This window comes from Microbispora sp. CL1-1 (assembly GCF_012034195.1).
Classification (GTDB): Bacteria; Actinomycetota; Actinomycetes; order Streptosporangiales; family Streptosporangiaceae; genus Microbispora.
Genome location: NZ_JAATEK010000009.1, coordinates 54,546 through 74,512, shown reverse-complemented (window position 1 = coordinate 74,512; position 19,967 = coordinate 54,546). Strand labels below are relative to the sequence as shown.

The window sequence follows — 19,967 nt, the reverse complement described above, 5'->3', positions numbered from 1 at the left end:
GAACGACGGATCTTCAGGACGGAGAGCGGTTCATCCATGGCGAATGAAGACAAGCTGCGCGACTACCTCCGGCGGACCACGGCCGACCTGCTGCGCGCCCGCGCGGAGCTGGAACGGCTCGAACAGGCCGAGCACGAGCCGCTGGCGATCGTCGCGATGGCCTGCCGCTACCCCGGCGGCGTGCGGACGCCCGAGGACCTGTGGCGGCTGGTCGAGTCGGGCACCGACGCGATCACCCCCTTCCCGGGGGACCGGGGGTGGCCCCTCGACGAGCTGTTCGACCCCGACCCGGACCGGGAGGGCACGAGCTACGCCTCCGAGGGCGGGTTCCTGCACGACGCGGCGGGCTTCGACGCGGAGCTGTTCGGCATCAGCCCGCACGAGGCCCTGGCCGTCGACCCCCAGCAGCGGCTGCTCCTCCAGGCCACCTGGGAGGTCTTCGAACGGGCCGGGCTCGACCCGCGCGGGCTGTCGGGCGAGCGGATCGGGGTGTTCGTCGGGGTCATGTACTCCGACTACGGCTCCCGCCACGTGCGCGCTCCCGAGGGATTCGAGGGGTTCATCGGCACCGGCAGCGCGGGGAGCGTCGCCTCCGGCCGCATCGCCTACGCCTTCGGCCTGCAGGGACCGGCGGTCACCCTGGACACGGCGTGCTCGTCGTCGCTGGTCGCCCTCCACTACGCCGCGCAGGCGGTCCGCCGCGGCGACTGCGATCTGGCCGTGGCAGGAGGCGCGACCGTCATGGCGACCCCCGCCACCTTCGTCGAGTTCAGCCGCCAGCGCGGGCTGGCCCCCGACGGCCGGTGCAAGGCGTACGCCGCGGCGGCCGACGGCACCGGCTGGGCCGAGGGCGTCGGACTGGTGCTCGTGGAGCGGCTGTCGGAGGCCCGGCGCAGGGGCCATCCGGTCGTTGCGGTCCTGCGCGGCAGCGCGGTCAACTCCGACGGCGCGAGCAGCCGCCTGTCCGCACCCAACGGTGCGGCGCAGCAGCGGGTCATCCGGGCCGCGCTCGCCGACGCCGGTCTCGGGCCGGAGGACGTGGACGCGGTCGAGGGGCACGGCACCGGCACCGGCCTCGGCGACCCCATCGAGGCGAACGCGCTCATGGAGGTGTACGGCAAGGCCCACCCGGCCGGTGATCCGGTCTGGCTGGGCTCGCTCAAGTCCAACATCGGGCACACCCAGGCGGCCGCGGGCGTCGGCGGCGTCATCAAAATGGCGCTGGCCATGCGGCACGGCGTGCTCCCCGCGAGCCTGCACATCGACGAGCCCACCCCGCACGTCGACTGGGCCGCCGGTGGTCTCGCCCTGCTCACCGCCGCGCGTCCCTGGCCCGATCGGGACCGCCCCCGCCGGGCCGCGGTGTCCTCCTTCGGCATCAGCGGCACCAACGCCCACGTGATCGTCGAACAGCCCCCGGCCGAGACCGGGGCGCTCTCCCCGCCGGGGGAGCCGGGCGCGCGGGAAGCCGGCGAGGGTGAGGCCGGTGCGGGGGACGCCCTCCCCGCGGTGGCCCCGTCCACGGAGGAGGCCGCGTCCGGCGCGGCGCCGGACGCGGCCGACGCGGTGCGGCCGGTGGTCCGGCCGGTGGTATGGACGGTGTCGGGGCACACCGAGGCGGCCCTGCGCGCCCAGCTCGGCCGGTTGCGGCGGTGGGCCCGGGACCACCCGGAAGCCGTCCCGGCGGACGTCGCCCGCACGCTGCGTACGGCGCGGGCCGACCTCGCGCACCGCGCGGTCGTGGTGGGGACGGACCTGCGCGCGCTGACGGGAGGGCTCGCCGCGCTGGAGGAGGGCCTGCCGTCCCCTCGTGCCGTGGCGGGGGAGGCGCAGGGCGTGGCGCGGCCCGTGTTCGTCTTCCCCGGCCAGGGGTCCCAGTGGGCCGGGATGGCCCGTGAGCTGTTCGCCGCCTCCGAGCCGTTCCGGGAGGAGTTGCTGCGGTGCGCCGCCGCACTCGCCCCGTACGTCGACTGGGATCTCGTCGAGGTGGTGACCTCGCCGGAGGGCGGCGCGGCCGGCCTCCTGAACAGGGTCGACGTGGTGCAGCCCGCCCTGTTCGCGGTGATGGCGTCGCTGACCGCCGCGTGGCGCTCCCTCGGCGTCGAACCGGCCGCGGTGGTGGGCCACTCCCAGGGCGAGATCGCGGCGGCGTACGCGGCCGGCGTCCTGGACCTGGCCGACGCCGCGGCCCTGGTCGCCCGGCGAAGCCGCGCCATCGCGGACATCGCGGGCGGCGGGGCGATGGCGTCGGTCGAGCTGCCCGCCGCCGAGGTCCGCGGCCGTTTCGCCGGTCTCGGCGGCGTCGTGGTCGCGGCCCTGAACGGGCCCGCCGCCACCGTCGTGTCGGGCGAGGCGGGCGCGGTGCGGGAGCTCGTCGCCCGATGCGAGGCCGAGGGCGTGCGGGCCCGGCTCGTGCCCGTGGACTACGCGTCCCATTCGCCCGCCGTGGAGCCGTTGCGCGAGACGCTGCTCGCCCGCCTGTCCGGGATCCGCCCCAGGTCCGGCGGGACGCCCTTCTACTCGACGGTGGTGGCCGGCGAGCTGGACGGGGCCGCGCTCGACGCCGCGTACTGGTACGCCAACCTGCGCGAGCCGGTGCGGCTCAGCGAGACCGTGGCCGCCCTGATCGCCGCGGGCCACCGATGCTTCCTGGAGGTCAGCCCGCATCCGGTGCTGGCGGCGCCGCTGCGGGACACGGCCGAGGAGGCCGGTGCCGAGGCGGACGTCGTGGCCACGCTGCGCCGCGACGACGGAGGGCTCGACCGGCTGCTCACCTCGGCCGGATCGCTGTTCGCGGCCGGCGTGCCGGTGGAGTGGGGGCCGTTCGCGGCCGGGCGGGTGCTCGACCTTCCCACGTACGCCTTCCAGGAGCGGCGCTACTGGCTGGACGCGGTGACCGCCGGGCCGTCCGGCCTCCCCCCGACCGGCCACCCCGTGCTCGGTGTGGCCGTCGAGGACGCCGAGGGGCAGCGGGTGCTGTTCGCGGGCGCGTTGCCGGCCGGTGGGTGGGCGCGGCAACACCGGCTGGGGGAGCGACCGCTGCTCCCCGGGAGCGCGCTGGTCGAACTCGCGCTGGCGGCGGGTGATCGGGTCGGCCTGCCCGTCGTGGAAGACGTCACGCTCGTCGCCCCGGTGGAGACGGCGGGTCCGGTGCAGGTGCAGGTCCAGGTTCAGGTCCAGGGCGCGGTGCAGGCCGAGGGCGCGGTGCAGGCCGAGGGCGCGGTGCAGGCCGAGGGCACGGTCCAGGTCCAGGGCACGGTCCAGGGCACGGTGCAGGCCGAGGACGCGGTGCAGGTGGAGGACGCATTGCAGGGGCGGACCGAGGTGGAGAACGCGGCCGGCGGCGCGACCTTCACGGTCCACGCAAGGACGGGCGAGGGCGACGCCGCGGGCGCCTGGCGGCTGCACGCCTCCGGCTCCCTGAGCCCCGCGAGTCCCCCCGGCGGTGCGGGAGCCGAACGGCCACCCGAGGGCGTGCGGCCGGGCGGTTCTCCCGGGGAGTGGCCGCCCGGGGGCGCGGAGCGGATCGACGTGGCGGCCGGCTACGACCGGCTGGCCGAGGCGGGGGCGCACTACGGCCCCGCCCTGCGCGCCGTACGCGCCGCCTGGCGACGGGACGGCGAGCTGTTCGCCGAGCTGGCGGCATCCGGGCCGCCGGCGCCGCCCCGGGAGGAGGGTTTCGCGCTGCATCCCGCCGTGCTGGACGGCGTCGTGCAGGCCGCGTTCCTCGACCGCGTGACGCGGGACGACGGCCCGTCCGAGGTAGTCGTGCCCTTCGCCTGGAGCGGGGTGCGGGCGTACGCCCCGGCCGGCGGCCCCCTGCGGGCGCGGCTGGGCAGGACCGGCCCGGACACCTTCACCGTGCTTCTCACCGACCACGACGGCAGGACCGTGCTGACGGCCGACGAGGTACGTGTACGTGCCGCATCGGCGCAGGCCGGCCACGAGGCGTCCCCGGCCGTGTCCCCGGGGCTGCGGCTGACGCCCCTCGAGAGGCGGGCGGCCGCGAACGACGTCTCCGCGGAGACGCCCGCCGGGGCGTACACCGCCCTGGACGGCCTGAGCGCGCGGGAGCGGGACGATCGCCTGCTCGACCTGGTGGCCCGGGCGGTCGCCGGGATCCTCGGCTACGACTCGGCAGGGGAGGTGCGTCCCGACCGGCCCTTCCGCGACCTGGGGATCGACTCCCTGACCGGCGTGCGACTCCGCGACCACCTCGGCCGCGCCCTCGGCCTGCGCCTGCCGAGCACGCTCGTGTTCGACCATCCCACTCCGCGCGCACTGGCCCGCCATCTGGGCGAGTCCCTGGCCGGAGCCGCCACCGCCGCGGCTCCGGCGGTCCCGGCGCGGCACGATGGCGCGGCGGCGGAGGAGCCCGTCGTGATCGTGTCCATGGCCTGCCGCTACCCCGGCGGCGTGACCACCCCCGAAGAACTCTGGGATCTGCTGGAGGCGGGCGGCGACGCCATCGGGCCCTTCCCTGCCGACCGCGGCTGGGACCTCGCGGCGCTGTTCGACGACGACCCCGACACCCCGGGCACGTCCTACGCCCGCTACGGCGGCTTCATCCACGACGCCGCCGACTTCGACGCCGGCTTCTTCGAGATGAACCCCCGGGAGGCGCGGGCGGCCGACCCGCAGCAGCGGCTGCTGCTCGAGACGTCATGGGAGGCGTTCCAGCGGGCCGGCATCGACCCGTCCCGCCTGCGCGGCTCGCGCACCGGCGTATACGTCGGCCTCATCTACACCGAGTATGGCGCGCGGGCCCAGGACGACCCCCGCGAGCACGGCGGCTACCTCGGCACCGGCAGCGCCGGAAGTGTGGCGTCCGGCCGGATCGCCTACACCTACGGCCTGGAAGGCCCCGCGATCACGGTCGACACCGCGTGTTCGTCCTCCCTCGTCGCTCTTCACCTCGCCGTACGGGCGCTGCGGGCCGGGGAGTGCGACCTCGCCCTGGTCGGCGGCGCGACGCTCATGGCCACACCGGCGACGTTCGTGGAGTTCAGCCGCCAGCGCGGGCTGTCGCCCGACGGCCGGTGCCGGGCGTTCGCGGACGCGGCGGACGGGACGGGCTTCAGCGAGGGCGTCGGCCTGCTGCTCGTGGAGCGGCTGTCGGACGCACGGCGCAACGGCCACCCGGTGCTCGCCGTCGTGAAGGGGACGGCCGTGAACCAGGACGGCGCGAGCAACGGGCTCACCGCTCCCAACGGCCCCGCCCAGGAGCGGGTGATCGAGGAGGCGCTGCGCGCCGCCGGGCTGACTCCGGCCGACGTGGACGCGGTCGAGGCCCACGGCACCGGCACCACGCTCGGCGATCCGGTCGAGGCGCGGGCCCTGCTGCGCACGTACGGCGCGGCCAGAGGCGACCGCCCGCCGTTGTGGCTGGGGTCGCTCAAGTCGAACATCGGCCACACCCAGGCGGCGGCCGGGGTCGGCGGCCTCATCAAGATGATCCTCGCGCTGGAGCACCAGACGCTGCCGCGCACGCTGCACGTCGACGGCCCGTCGCGCCACGTGGACTGGGACGCGGGCGGGCTGGAACTGCTCACCGAGGCCGTGCCCTGGCCCGCCGGAGACCGCCCCCGGCGCTTCGGCGTCTCGGCCTTCGGGATGAGCGGCACCAACGCGCACGTCATCGTCGAGGAGCCGCCCGCCGCGGACGCCTCACCCGGCGCCCGGCCGGAGCCGGCGCCCGCCGCCGCGGTCCCGCTGGTCCTGTCGGCCAAGTCGCCGGGCGCCCTGCGCGGCGAGGCGCGCAAACTGGCCGGATATCTGGAGCGGCACCCCGGAGTCCCGCTGGCCGACGTCGCGGCGGAGCTGGTGCGCACCAGGGCCGAGTTCGGGCACCGGGCGGTCGTCGTGGCCTCGGACATCGGGGAGGCGATCGAGGGGCTCGCCGCCGTCGCCGACGCGGCGCCCGTCGCGACCGCCGTCACCGGCTACGCCAGGCAGCCCCGGCGGCCCGTCTTCCTCTATCCCGGGCAGGGCGCGCAGTGGGACGGCATGGCCCGGGCGCTGATCGAGGAGTCGCCCGCCTTCGCCGCCCGGATCGCCGAATGCGCCGCCGCCCTGGACCCGGTCACCGGGTGGTCGCTGCGTGAGGCACTGCTCGACGGCGCCGACCTGGGAAGGGCCGACGTCGTCCAGCCCGTCCTGTGGGCCACGATGACCGGCCTGACCGCGGTCTGGGAGTCCTTCGGCGTACGTCCCGCCGCGGTCGTCGGTCACTCCCAGGGCGAGATCGCCGCCGCGCTCGCGGCCGGGGCCCTGTCGCTGGAGGAGTCGGCGGCGGTGGTGGCGCTGCGCAGCCGCGCGCTCCGGGCACTGTCCGGCGGGGGCGCGATGCTGTCGGTCGCCGCTCCCGCGGACGTGGTCGCCGAGGCCATCGAGGCGACCGAGGGCGAGGCGGCCGGGATCGCGGTGGCCGCCGTCAACGGGCCCGCCTCCACCGTCGTCGCGGGGACCGCGGGAACGGTGGACAGGCTGCGGCGCGAACTGCGGGAGCGAGGCGTGCGCGTCCGGCTCGTCGACGTGGACTACGCCTCCCACTCTCCCCAGGTGGAGCCGCTGGAGGCGGAGCTGCTCGAGGTGCTGCCCGAGCCCGCGCCGCCGGCGTACACGGCCGACGTCTTCTCGACGGTGACGGGGCAGAGGGTCGACCCCGCCGGGGACACCGATTTCGGGCGGCCCGCGTACTGGTACCGCAACCTGCGCAGCCCGGTGCTGCTCCAACCGGCCGTGGAGGCGGCCGTCGCGGCCGGGCACGAGGTGTTCATCGAGGTGAGCCCCCACCCGGTCATCGGCATGGGCGTTCAGGAGATCCTCGACGCGCACCCCGAGGTCCGCTCGCCCGCCGTCGTCGGCACCCTGCGGCGGGAGGACGGCGGCCTGCGCCGCGTGCTCGTCTCGGTGGCCGAGGCCTGGGTGAACGGCGTGCCGGTCGACTGGGGAGCCCACCTGCTCGCCGGGCCGTCAGGCCGCGCGCCGCGGCCGATCCCCACCCTGCCCACCTATGCCTTCGACCGGCGCCGCCACTGGCTGGACGCGCCGGCCAGGACCGCCGCCGTGCCGGGGGCCCGCCGGGTCGCCCACCCGCTGCTGGACGCCGTGCTGCGGCCGGCGGGCGAGGATCGCGTGCTGCTGCTCGGCCGTCTCGGGCTCGGCGACCACCCCTGGCTGGCCGATCACGCCGTGGAGGGCACGGTGCTGGTGCCCGGCGCGGTGCTCGCGGAGCTGGCCGCCTTCGCGGGACAGACGGTGGGCACGCCGCGCGTCGACGAGCTGACCCTGACCCGGCCGCTCGTGCTGGAGCCGTCCGGCGCGACGGAGATCCAGGTGACGGTGGGCCCGGCCGATCCCGACGGGCGGCGCGAGGTCGGCGTGCACGCCCGGCCCGCCTCCGGCCCCGACCCCGAGGGCGATCCTCTCGGCGCGCCGTGGACCACCCACGCCGACGGCGTCCTTACCCCCGCACTGCCCGCCCCCGCCGTGCCCGCCCCCGCCGTGCCCGCCCCCGCCGTGCCCGCGGGCCCGGACGCGGGCTCCCTCGCGGGGGCATGGCCGCCGGCCGGGAGCGTCCCCCTGCCCGTCGACCGGCTGTACGAGGATCTGGCGGCGAAGGGCTACCGCTACGGCCCGGCCTTCCGAGGCCTTCGGGCGGCGTGGCGGTCCGGAGAGGACGTCTTCGCCGAGGTGTCCCTGGAGGCCCCCGCGGGCTTCCGTCTCGCCCCCACCGTGCTCGACGCCGCGCTGCACGCCCTCGCCCCCGCCCGTCTGTTCCCCGATGACGGCGCCGTACGCCTGCCCTTCACGTGGCGGGGGTTCACCCCGCACGGCCCGGCTCCCGGGACCGTCCGCGTACGCCTGCGCCGGGCGGGCGACGACGCGGTGGCCGTCGAACTGACCGCCGCGGACGGCACGCCGGTGGCGTCGGCCGACGCGGTGACGTTCCGCGTGGCCGATCCGGCCGACCTCGCCGCGGCCTCCGGCGACTCGCTGTACGAGCTCGTCTGGGAGCCGGTGCCCCCCGGCTCCGGCGTCCCGCGCGAGCACGCCTGGGTGCTCGGGGCCGCGGACGCGGACTTCTCCGGCGTGGACGCGGCGCTCGCGGCCCTGGACGCCGGGGCGCCCGCCCCCGGGGTGCTGGTGATCACCGCGCCCGTCGCCGCGCCTGTCGCCGTGTCGGACGGCGACGTGCCCGGGGCGGTCAGGACGGCCCTGCTGGAGGTGCTCGGCACGCTGCGGCGCGGCCTCGCCGACGCCAGGCTCGCCGGGACGCTGTTCGTCGTACGCACCCGGGACGCGGTCGCCGCCGCCCCCGGCGACCCGGTGGGTGCGCTCGACGGCGCCGCCGTCTGGGGCCTCGTCCGCAGCGCGCAGAGCGAGGAGCCGGGCCGGATCGCCCTCGTGGACGACGGCGGCGCTCCGCTCTCCGCGGTGCTCGACGCCGTCGCCACCGGGGAGCCGCAGACGGCGCTCAGGGACGGCCGCCCGCTGGCGCCCCGGCTGACCCCCCGCCGCCCCGACCTCATGCGGCCGCGCGGCGGCTGGCGGCTGGAGGCGGGGGAGGGCGGTGTCGCCGACGACCTCGCGTGCCGGCCCGTGGAGGACCGGCCGCTCGGGCCCGGCGAGGTGCGGGTGGCCGTGCGGGCCGCGGGCCTCAACTTCCGCGACGCCATGCTGGTCCTCGGCATGTACCCCGGCTCGGCCGACCTCGGCACCGAGGGAGCGGGCGTCGTGCTGGAGGTGGGCGACGACGTCACCGGCCTCGCACCGGGAGACCGCGTGATGGGGCTCGTCGCCGGCGGCATCGGGCCGCGGGCCGTCACCGACCACCGCCTGCTCACCCCGATCCCGGCCGGGCTCACGTTCGCGCAGGCGGCGACCGTGCCCGCGGTGTTCCTCACGGCCTGCTACGCGCTGCGCGACCTCGCCGCCGCACGGCCCGGTGAGCGGCTGCTGGTGCACTCGGCGGCGGGCGGCGTGGGCGGTGCGGCCATCCAGCTCGCCCGTCACTGGGGGCTCACGGTGTTCGGCACCGCCAGCCCCGCCAAGTGGCCCTACCTGGAACGGGCGGGGCTGCCACCGGAGCGCGTCGCGAACTCGCGCGACCTGTCCTTCGCCGAGACCATCCGCGCCGCGACCGGCGGCCGGGGCGTGGACATCGTGCTCAACTCGCTGGCCCGCGAGTTCGTGGACCACTCGCTGGGGCTGCTCGCGCCCGGCGGCCGTTTCGTCGAAATGGGCAAGACCGACATACGCGACCCCGGCGAGATCCGCGACCGCCACGGCGTCCTCTATCGGGCCTTCGACCTGGCCGAGGCCGGGCCGGACCGGATCGCCGCCATGCTCGCCGACATCGCCGGGCTCCTCGCCGAGGGCGTCCTCGCTCCGCTCCCGGTGACGGCCTGGGAGGCCGGCCGGGCGCCCGAGGCCGTACGGCACCTCGGCCTCGCCCGCCACGTCGGCAAGGTGGCGCTGCGGATCCCCCGCCCGCTCGACCCCGAGGGCACGGTCCTCGTCACGGGCGGCACGGGCGGCGTGGGACGGCTGGTCGCCGCGCACCTGGCCCGGCGGCACGGCGTACGGAACCTGCTGCTGGTGAGCAGGCGGGGGGAGCGGGCGCCCGGGGTCGAGGACCTGCGCGCCGAGCTGGACGGGCTCGGGGCGCGGCTGACGGTCGCCGCCGCCGACGTCGCGGACCGCGCGGCGATGGCCCGCGTGCTCGGCGAGGTGCCCGCGGAGCGGCCGCTGACGGCCGTGGTGCACGCGGCCGGCGTTCTCGACGACGCCACACTGGCCGGGCTCGACGCCGGACGGCTCGACGCCGTGCTCAGGCCGAAGGCCGACGGCGCCTGGCACCTCCACGAGCTGACGCGGGACCTCGACCTCGCCGCGTTCGTGCTGTTCTCCAGCGCGGCCGGGATCGCCGGCAGCGCGGGACAGGCGGCCTACGCGGCGGCCAACGTCTTCCTCGACGCACTGGCCGCCCTGCGGGCCCGCGAGGGGCTCCCGGCGACCTCCGTCGCCTGGGGCCTGTGGCGGTCCGGCAGCGCCATGACGGGAGGGCTCTCGGCGGCCGACCGGGCCAGGATGACCCGCTCCGGCCTGCTGCCGATGACGCCGGAGCACGCCCTGGCACTGCTCGACGCGGCGCTGGACGCGGCCGCCCCGGCGCTGACCGCCGTACGGCTCGACCCCGCGAGGCTGGCGGCCGCACCGGACCTCGCCGCGCCCCTGCGCGGGCTCGCCCGAGCGGACGCACCCCGGGCGGACGCTCCGGCGGGGACGGCCCCCGACCTGCCGGGCCTGCTCGCCGCGGCGGAGCCCGCCCGGCGGCGCGCGCTGGTGAACGAGACGGTGCTGCGGTACGTCGAGGCCGTGCTCGGCCGGGCGCCCGAGGACGACGCCGGCGAGCCGCGCAGCTTCCGGGAGCTCGGGTTCGACTCGCTGACCGCCGTCGAGCTGCGCAACCGGCTCGGCAAGGCGACCGGCCTGCGGCTACCGGCCACCGTGGTCTTCGACCATCCGACCCCGGACGCCCTGGCGGAGTACCTGCTCGGCCGCCTGGCCCCGGACGACCCCGGTGGTCCGGACGGCCAGGAGCCGCCGGTCCCGGCGCTCACCGCTCCTCCCGCTCCCGCGACCGGCGCGGAGGTCCCGGCGACCGCGGAGGAGCTGTTCCGGTTCATCGACTCCGAGTTCCGATCCGAGGGACGGCGGCATGCCTGACGAGAAGCGACTGGTGGAGTACCTCCAGTGGACGACCGCCGAGCTCGCGCGGGTCAAGCGGGAGCTGGCGGTCCTGACCGAGCCCGAGCCGGTGGCCGTGGTGGCGATGGCCTGCCGGTTTCCCGGCGGCGTCCGCTCGCCGGAGGACCTGTGGCGGGTGGTCGCCGAGGGCGCCGACGCGGTGGGAGAGCCGCCGGACGACCGCGGCTGGGATCCGGCGCTGCGCGAGCACGCGAAGGCCGGGGGGTTCCTCGACGACGCCGCGGGTTTCGACGCCGCCTTCTTCGGGATCGCGCCGCGCGAGGCCGCCGCGATGGATCCCCAGCACCGCCAGCTCCTGGAGGTGTCGTGGGAGGCCATGGAGCGGGCCGGCATCGTGCCCGCCTCGCTGCGCGGCAGCCGGACCGGCGTGTTCACCGGGGTGATCTACCAGGACTACGCCCCGCCCCTGGACGGCGTGCCGCCCGAGGCCGAGGGCTACCTGATGACCGGAAACGCCACCAGCATGGCCTCGGGCCGCCTGGCCTACACCTTCGGGTTCGAGGGGCCCGCCCTCACGGTGGACACGGCGTGCTCGTCGTCGCTCGTGGCGATCCATCTGGCCGTACGGTCGCTGCGGGCGTCCGAGTGCGACCTGGCGCTCGCCGGAGGGGCGACGGTCATGGCCACGCCCCGGGTGTTCGCCGAGTTCGCCCTGCAGGGCGGGCTCGCCGGGGACGGCCGGTGCAAGGCGTTCTCCCGGTCGGCCGACGGCACCGGATTCGGCGAGGGCGCGGGGATACTGGTGCTGGAACGTCTCTCCGACGCCCTGCGCGCGGGTCACCCGGTCCTCGCCGTCATCCGCGGCTCGGCGGTCAACTCCGACGGGGCGAGCAACGGCATCACCGCGCCGAGCGGCCCCGCCCAGCGGAAGGTGATCGAGGCGGCCCTGCGGGCGGCGGGACTGTCCCCGGCGGACGTGGACGCCGTCGAGGCGCACGGCACCGGGACGGCCCTCGGCGATCCCATCGAGGCGGGCGCCCTCATCGAGGCGTACGGCAGGGCCCCGGGGCGGCGGGAGCCCCTGTGGGTCGGCTCGGTGAAGTCGAACCTGGGGCACACGCAGGCCGCCGCCGGGGTGGCCGGGGTCGTCAAGATGGTCCAGGCGTTGCGGCACGAGACGCTTCCGGCGACCCTGCACGCGGACGAGCCGTCCGAGCTGGTCGACTGGGACGAGGGCGGGGTGGCCCCGCTGACCCGGCCCCGGCCCTGGCCCAGGACCGGCCGGCCCCGGCGGGCGGGTGTCTCCTCCTTCGGCATCAGCGGGACCAACGCCCATGTCATCGTCGAGGAGCCCCCGGCTCCCCAGCCGGACGGAGGGGCCGGCGCGGGGCGGGGCGGGGAGATCGGGGCGCCGGCTCCCGGACCCGGCGGGCAGCCGTCGGCGGAGCCGGACGGAAAGCCGGTGGCGATCCCCTGGGTGCTGTCGGGCCGGTCACCCGAGGCGGTGCGCGCCCAGGCCGCACGCCTGCGCGACCTCCTGCGCGCCGCGAGCACGCCCGGGGAGCCCGCAGACGGGGCGGGGAAGGGCTCCGAAGCGACGGGGGAGCGCTCGGGTGTCGCGGGCATGCGCGCCGGCGGGCCCGGAGCGGGGGCCGACATCGCGGCGGTGGCGCGGACGCTGATCCGCGCCCGCTCGTCGTTCCGCCATCGGGCGGTGGCGATCGGCGCCGACGCCGCCGAGCTGTCCCGGGAGCTGGACGCGCTGGCCGCGCCCGCCGCGCCGGTCGGCACCGCCGGGCCCGCCCCCTCGGTGGCCTTCGTGTTCTCCGGGCAGGGCACCCAGCGTCCCGGCATGGGCCGGGAGCTGCACCGGCGGTTCCCCGCGTACGCCGCGGCGTTCGACGCCGCCTGCGCCGCACTGGACCGCGCCCGCACGCTGCGCGGCGCGGACGGCCCGGGCGTGGCCGACGTGGTGTTCGCCCCCGAGGGGTCGCCGGCGGCCGCGCTGCTGCGGCGCACCGAGTTCGCCCAGCCGGCGTTGTTCGCCACCCAGCTCGCCATGTTCCGGCTGGCCGGAGAGCTGGGCCTGACCGGCGGCGCGCTGCTCGGCCACTCGATCGGGGAGCTCACGGCGGCGCACGCCGCGGGGGCCCTCTCGCTCGACGACGCGGCGGCCCTGGTCGTCGCCCGCGCCCTGGTCATGCAGGCGGCCCCCGAGGGCGGCGCGATGGTGTCACTGCGCGCGCCGGAGCCGGAGGTCGCCGCCTCGCTGAAGGAGGTGGACGGCCTGGTCGCGGTGGCCGCGGTCAACGGCCCCCGCTCGACGGTGATCTCCGGGGACGCCGCCGCCGTGCGGAAGCTGGCGGCCGCGTGGCGGGCGCGGGGGGTGCGGACCAAGCTCCTCGCGGTGAGCCACGCGTTCCACTCGCCGCACATGGACCCGGCGCTGCGCGGCCTGGCGGAGGCCGCCCGCGCCCTGACCGTACGGGAGCCCGCCGCCGTGCTGGTCTCCACCCGCACCGGGAGGGTCGCGACGCGCGAGGAACTGGCCGCGCCGGACCACTGGGCCGCCCAGGCGCGCGAGCCGGTCCGCTTCCACGACGGCGTGCGGGCGCTGCGCGCCCTCGGCGTGGACACCTTCGTGGAGATCGGCCCCGACGCCACGACGGCCGGCATGGTCGCCGACTGCCTCGCGGGGGAGAGCGGCGAGGCCGCCGCGATCCCGCTGGTGCGCGACCCGTCGGACGAGGCCCGCTCGGTGCTGCGCGCGCTCGCCCAGGCGTACGCGCGGGGCGTCGCGGTCGCCTGGGCGAAGGTGATCGGCGAGGGCCCGGGCGCCGATCCGGCCGCCGTCCCGACCTACCCCTTCCGGCACGAGCGGCACTGGATCACTCCCTCGTACGGGGTCCGGAGCGGCTCGCCGCGCGAGCGGGAGCTGTGGCGCGCAGTGGACGACCTCGACGCCGAGCGGTTCGCGGCCGTCGTCGGCGGCGTGGCCGCGCCTCCCGACGCCGTAGGGGAGGTCGTGGCGGCGCTGCGGCGCTGGCGGTCCGGCGTGAGCGGGCAGGGGTCCGGCGAGATTCCGGCGGCGGCGTCGTCCCCGCTCGACGGGGTGCCCGCCGAGGAGCGGCACGCCGTGCTGCTGGCCATGGTCCTCGCGGCCGTGGACGGCGCCCTCGGGCATGCCGCGGGGGCGGTCGGCCCGCACGACGACCTCACCCAGGCGGGCATCACGTCCTTCGGCGCGCTGGAGATCGCCGGGCGGATCTCCCGCGAGACCGGCGTGAACGTCCCGCCCGGCCTGGTGCTCGACCACCGCACGGCCCACGAGCTGGCGGCCCGCCTGGACGAGCTGCTCGCCTCCCAGGCCGGCGACGACCCGCGTTCACGATCCGAGCACGACGCCATGGAGCTCCGATGACCATCGACACCGCCGCCGCGCTCGCGCGGCTGCGCGGGCTGCACCGGGACGGGGCGCTCGCCGAGCGCTTCGACGAGGTGGGCCCGCTCCTCGCCGCGATGTCCGCCGAGGACGCCGCCCGGGCGGCGCGGTTGCTCGCCCGCGCCGACCTGGACACCGCCCGTGAGCTCCACCCGAGCCTGCCGGCCGTGCGGGTGACCGTCACCGGGCACGGCACGCTGGAGGCGCTGCGCGTCGCGCTCGTCGGGGAGCTGGCCCGGCACGGATACGTGCCGTCCGTCCGGCTCACCGGCTTCGGCTCGTACGTCTTCGAGCTGGGCGACCCCGGCAGCGAGCTGTACGCGGAACGGCCCGATCTCGTGGTCTGCGTGCTCGATCATGCGACCGTGTTCGACGAGGTGAGCGTGCCGTTCACGGCCGAGGACGTGGAGCGCGTGCTCGCCGGGAAGATCGCCCTGTGGCGGGGGCTGGCCGCCCGGTACGGCGAGAGCGGTTCGGGGACGCTCGTGCTCAACACGGTGCCGCTGCCCCGCCTGTGGCAGGCGCGGCTGCTCGACCACAGGTCGCGGGCCCGGCTGGGCGCGGCCTGGCGCCGGGCCAACGCCGAGCTGCTGGAGCTCGGCGCGTCCGCCGACCGGGTGGTCGTCGTGGACGTCGACCCGCTGCTGTCGTCCGCGACCGAGCTGAGCGACCCCCGCTTCGAGATCTACGCGGGGGCGCACCTGTCCGACGCACTGCTCGGCGCGTACGCGCGGGAGCTGGGCCACCTCGTCAGGGCGAGGACCGGACGGGCCAAGAAGGTGCTCGCCCTCGACCTGGACGGCACGCTGTGGGGCGGGATCCTCGGCGACGACGGCGTGGAGGGCATCGAGGTCGGGCACGGCCCGCGCGGCGAGGCGTTCCGCCGTTTCCAGGGCGTGGCCAAACAGCTCGCCTCCCAGGGCGTGCTGCTCGCCGTGGTCAGCAAGAACGACCGGGACACGGTGCTCGCCGCCCTGCGCGACCACCCCGGCATGCTGCTGCGCGAGGACGACTTCGTGCGGATCCTGGCCGACTGGAGTCCGAAGCCGGTGCACCTGCGCGCGCTGGCGGAGGGCCTGAACCTCGGCGGCGACAGCGTCGTGTTCGCCGACGACAGCGTCCACGAGTGCGCCGCGGTCGCGGCCGGGGTCCCGGAGACCGTCGTGGTCCATCTGGGCGGCGATCCGGCGCTGCACGCGACGACGCTGCTCGCCGACGGGTGGTTCACCACGACCGAGGTCACCGCGGAGGACCGGGCGCGGACCCGTCGCTACCACGAGGAGGCGGCGCGGTCGGAGTTCCTCGCCGCCGCCGGCTCGGCCGAGGAGTTCCTGGCCGGCCTGGACGTGTCCGTACGGCTGGCTCCCGCGGAGCCGGGGGAGACCGCCCGGCTCTCCCAGATCACGCTGCGGACCAACCAGTTCAACCTCACCACGGAGCGCCTGTCGCCGGAAGAGGTCCGGGAGCGGGCGGAACGGCCCGGCTGCCGGGTGCTGGCGATCTCGGCGGCGGACCGCTTCGGGAGCAACGGCCTGGTCGGCGCGCTCTTCCTGCGGGCCCGGCCGGACGGCCTGGTCGTCGACAACTTCCTGCTGAGCTGCCGGGTCTTCGCCCGCGGCATCGAGCAGGCGGTGCTGTCGGCGGTGCTCCACGCGGCCCGGGATGCCGGCTTCGCCGCGGTTCACGGCCGCTACCAGCCGACCGCCAAGAACGGCAAGGTCCGCGATCTCTACCCGCACTACGGCTTCACCCCGGTGGAGGAGGGCTCGCGGTTCGTCCACGACCTCGTCGAGATCGTCGGCGTGCCCGCCCATCTGACGCTGCACGTGGAGGGCCGGGTGGTCCCGGAGGCGTCTCCGGAGGCGTTGACAATCTGAGGCTACCTCAGGTTAACTGTGCCGCGGCATAAGGTGAGGAAACCTCCGGATATGCCCGTTGACCCCCTGTGTGACCCCCCTTGGGAGGGAGAGGACGTTGGCCGAGGGAATCGCCGTCTCCGTGCACGACACCGCCCCCGTCTGGCGCGGCGACGCCGCGGGCGACGCGCTGCGCCGTTCCGTCGATCTGGCCCAGGCCGTCGAGGCTCTGGGATACCGGCGCTACTGGGTGGCCGAGCACCACAACACGCCCGCGCTCGCGACCTCCAGCCCGGCCGTGCTCGCGGGCTCCATCCTCGCGGCGACCTCCACGATCCGGGTCGGCTCGGGCGCGGTGCTGCTGCCCAACCACTCGCCGTACGTGGTGGCCGAGCAGTTCGGCGTGCTGGCCGGGCTCCACCCGGGGCGGGTGGACCTCGGGATCGGCCGCGCGGCCGGCGGGTCGGGGGAGGCCGCGGCCCGCCTCGGCGACCCGCGCCGGCTCGACTTCGGCGACGCGCTGCGCGAGCTGCACGAGTACTTCGCCGGCGGCAGCGGCGGCGTGCGCGCGATCCCCGAGCCGGGCACCCCGCCCGAGATCTGGCTGGTCGGGTCGAGCGCGTCGAGCGCCGCGAACGCCGGCCGGCTCGGCCTGCCGTACGTGTACGCGCACGCGATCGTGGGCGGCGGGGCGCCGGAGGCGCTGGAGGCGTACCGGCGGGCGTTCCGGCCGTCGGCGGCCCTGGCCGAGCCGCACGCATGCGTGGCCGTCATCGCCGTCGCGAACGACAGTGACGAACGCGCGCGCCGGCTCGCCGCCTCCTTCGTGTACGGCCAGATCCTCATGCGCACGACCGATCCGGCCACCGTCCTGCCCACGGAGGAGGAGACGGCCGCGCACGTCTTCACCCCGGCGGAGGAGCGGTTCCTGCGCGAGAAGATCGACCCCCAGTTCGTCGGCAGCCCCGAGCGCATCGCCCCCCGCATCGAAGACCTCCTGCACCGCACCCGCGCCGACGAGCTGTTCGTGCTCACGCAGGTGCCCGACCACCAGGCCCGGATCCGCTCCTACGAGCTGATCGCCAAGATCGTCTCGTCTCTGTAGCCGCCTGACGGCCGCGCCGCCGCCGGTTCAGTGCCGCTTTAGAACCGGCCACCACTGTGTGTACGGGCCGGAGATCCCTTCCGGCCGTGAGCGACGTGGCGAGGAATGAGACGAGTATGGGTGCTGCCAGGAGGCCCGGAACCGCCAGTAGGCGCGGAACCACCAGGAGGCCCGGCACCATCGGGAGACGCGGAACCACCGCCCCCGCCCTGACGGCGGGGGCCGCCATGCTGGTGCTGGCTCTCGCCGCCGCAGGCTGCTCCTCCGGCGCGGACGGGCCGGGACCCGCCGCCGGAGGCGCCGCGGGCGGCGGGGCGGGCGCCGCGTCCCCCCGCAGCGGCGGAACCCTGCGGCTGGCGGTGGAGAAGGAACCGGAGTGCCTGGACCCCCACCAGAGCCCGACCGAGTCGGCCCGGCTGCTGACCCGGCCGCTCGTGGACTCGCTGGTCTACCAGGACCCGCACGGCGGCCTCCACCCCTGGCTCGCCCGTGAGTGGACGGTCTCCGAAGACCGGCTCACCTACACCTTCCGGCTGCGCGAGGGCGTCACCTTCGCCGACGGCAGCACGTTCGACGCGGCGGCGGTGGTGGCCAACCTCGGCCACGTGGTCGACCCGAAGACCAAGTCGCTGCTCGCCGGCAGCCTGATCGCTGCGTACGAGTCGGCGAAGGCCGTCGATCCGCTGACGGTCGAGGTGAGGCTGAAGCGGCCCGACTCCGGCTTCCTGTCCGCACTGGCCCAGCCCAACCTCGGAATGGAGTCCCCGGCCACGCTGAAGGGACCGGCCTCGAAGCTGTGCGCCGTCGTCGTCGGCACCGGGCCGTTCAGGAGCGACGGCGGGTTCACGCCGCAGAAGGGCATCGACTACGTCAGGAACCCGGCGTACGCGTGGGCGCCAGAGGGGGTGGACCGCGGCGGACCCGCGCTGCTCGACCGCATCGAGGTCACGGTCGTGCCGGACAACTCGGCCCGCCTGGGGGCGCTCACCAGCGGCCAGGTCGACGCGGTCACCGGCCTCGCGCCGGCCGGCATCGGCACGCTGAAGAACACGCCGGGCTTCGCCCTCCACACGACCCCGTTCCCCGGAGCCAACTACAGCTACTGGCCCAACACCGCCAAGGGCCCGCTGAGCGACGTCAACGTGCGCAAGGCCCTGCGGGCCGGGATCGACTGGCGGCGGATCGTGAAGAACGTCTACCTCGGCGTGTACGACGGCGCCGCCGGGCCGCTGTCGGCCAGCACCCCGGGCTACGACTCCTCGGTCGCCGCCGCCTACAGCTACGACCCGGGTGAGGCGAACCGGCTGCTCGACCAGGCCGGATGGACGCAGCGGGACGCGCAGGGCTACCGGACGAAGGACGGCACGAGGCTGACCCTGCGCCACATGTGGTCGGACCCGTCGGTCGGCAACCTCGCGGTGCAGATCCAGGCCGCGGCCAAGCAGATCGGCGTCGAACTCGTCGAGGAGAACCTCGACGGCGGCACCTTCGTCAACCGCCTGCTGGAGGGCGACTACGAGCTCATCGACACCAGCTTCTCCTCGCCCGGGCCCGACGTGCTGCGGGTGCTGTTCGGCGCCGACAACATCCCCACGCCCAAGCGCGGGATCAGCAACAACATGGCCCGGTATGACAACCCCGAGGTGGAGGCCGCGTTGAAGCGGGCGCTCGGCGCCAGGGACCAGGCCGAGCAGTTCGGCGTCTACGCCGAGGTGCAGCGGCGGATCACCGAGGACGCGGCGGTCCTGCCGATCTACTCGCCGCTGTCCACGCTGGCGGCGCGCGAGGGCGTCCGCGATGTGCGGTTCAACGTCGACGGCACCCCCGATCTGTCCGGCATATGGCTGGCGTCCTGAAGACGTCCCCGGCCGGAGCGGCGGCCGTTCCGGGCCGCCGCTCCGGCCGGGGACGCGAGACGCTCGTGCGCCTGGTGCTGGTGCGCCTGGCCGCCTCCGCCGGCGTGCTCTGGGGCGCGGTGACGGTGACGTTCGTGCTGCTGCAGGTCATGCCGGGCAGCACCGCCGACGTCCTGCTCGCGCGCTCCTCGGTGAGCCCCGAGGTGCGGGCCGGGATCATCGCGGAGTACGGGCTCGACGACCCCCTCCCGGTGCAGTACCTCACCTATCTCGGCCGGATCGCCCGCGGCGAGTTCGGCGAGTCGTACGTGCTGCGCAGGCCGGTGTGGGACGAGATCGCCGCGCAGCTCCCCGGCACGCTGCTGCTGGTGGCGACCACCCTGCTGGCCACGGTCGTCGCCTCGGTCGTGCTCGGGGTGGTGAGCGCCAACCGCCGGGCGTGGGTGCGCTCGCTGTTCGCCTCGGCCGAGTCGCTGGTCGTGGCCCTGCCCCCGTTCTGGCTCGGGCTGCTGCTGCTGACCGTCTTCTCCTTCACGCTGCACTGGTTCCCGGCCATCGGGTCCTCCTCGCCGGCCGGGCTCGTCCTGCCGACGGCCGCCCTGGCCGCCGGCCCGGCGGCCGTGGTGGCCGGCGTGCTGCGGGAGGGGCTGCTGCGCGCGATGGACGAGCCGTTCGTGGTGACCGCCCGCGCCAGGGGCATCGGCGAGGCGGCTCTGCGCCTGCGCCACGTGCTGCGCCACGCCCTGCTCCCCGTCACCACGCTGCTCGGATGGATCGCCGGTTCGCTGATCGGCGGCGCGGTGATCATCGAGATCGTCTTCTCCCGGCAGGGCATCGGGCGGCTGGCGCTGTCGGCCGTGGCGAACAAGGACATGCCCATGGTCATCGCGGTCGTCCTGGTGACGGCGGTCGCGTTCGTGCTGGTGACCATCGCGGTCGACATCCTCACCTGGGTGATCGACCCCCGGACGCGGGACACGGGGAGGTAGCCG

The 19,967-nt window shown here is 76.3% G+C and carries 6 protein-coding genes; all 6 read left to right on the top strand.

The window, feature by feature from the left end:
• Positions 1-36 precede the first annotated feature (36 nt).
• On the top strand, positions 37-10,734 hold the full coding sequence (locus tag HCK04_RS42330) for a type I polyketide synthase (RefSeq protein ID WP_142647601.1): 10,698 nt from the start codon (positions 37-39) through the stop codon (positions 10,732-10,734).
• Positions 10,727-14,137, top strand: coding sequence for a type I polyketide synthase (locus HCK04_RS43570; protein WP_142647599.1), 3,411 nt, complete (start codon positions 10,727-10,729; stop codon positions 14,135-14,137). The genes HCK04_RS42330 and HCK04_RS43570 overlap by 8 nt, the downstream gene beginning before the upstream one ends.
• Positions 14,134-16,035, top strand: a complete 1,902-nt coding sequence (locus HCK04_RS13690) for an HAD-IIIC family phosphatase (RefSeq protein ID WP_205830217.1) — start codon at positions 14,134-14,136, stop codon at positions 16,033-16,035. Before HCK04_RS43570 ends, HCK04_RS13690 begins: the two co-directional genes overlap by 4 nt.
• Positions 16,036-16,132: 97 nt before the next feature.
• On the top strand, positions 16,133-17,119 hold the full coding sequence (locus HCK04_RS13685; RefSeq protein WP_205830216.1) for an LLM class flavin-dependent oxidoreductase: 987 nt from the start codon (positions 16,133-16,135) through the stop codon (positions 17,117-17,119).
• Positions 17,120-17,346: 227 nt separating this feature from the next.
• A complete protein-coding gene (locus HCK04_RS13680; RefSeq protein ID WP_142647597.1) occupies positions 17,347-18,975 on the top strand; it encodes an ABC transporter substrate-binding protein in 1,629 nt (542 codons plus the stop codon).
• Positions 18,960-19,964, top strand: coding sequence for an ABC transporter permease (locus HCK04_RS13675; RefSeq protein WP_142647595.1), 1,005 nt, complete (start codon positions 18,960-18,962; stop codon positions 19,962-19,964). Before HCK04_RS13680 ends, HCK04_RS13675 begins: the two co-directional genes overlap by 16 nt.
• Positions 19,965-19,967 lie beyond the last annotated feature (3 nt).

Bases quoted from the DNA above. Each gene is read 5' to 3' on its own strand.
- HCK04_RS43570 (WP_142647599.1), top strand. From the start codon at position 10,727: ATGCCTGACGAGAAGCGACTGGTGGAGTACCTCCAGTGGACGACCGCC.
- HCK04_RS13675 (WP_142647595.1), top strand. From the start codon at position 18,960: ATGGCTGGCGTCCTGAAGACGTCCCCGGCCGGAGCGGCGGCCGTTCCG.
- HCK04_RS13680 (WP_142647597.1), top strand. From the start codon at position 17,347: ATGCTGGTGCTGGCTCTCGCCGCCGCAGGCTGCTCCTCCGGCGCGGAC.
- HCK04_RS13690 (WP_205830217.1), top strand. From the start codon at position 14,134: ATGACCATCGACACCGCCGCCGCGCTCGCGCGGCTGCGCGGGCTGCAC.
- HCK04_RS42330 (WP_142647601.1), top strand. From the start codon at position 37: ATGGCGAATGAAGACAAGCTGCGCGACTACCTCCGGCGGACCACGGCC.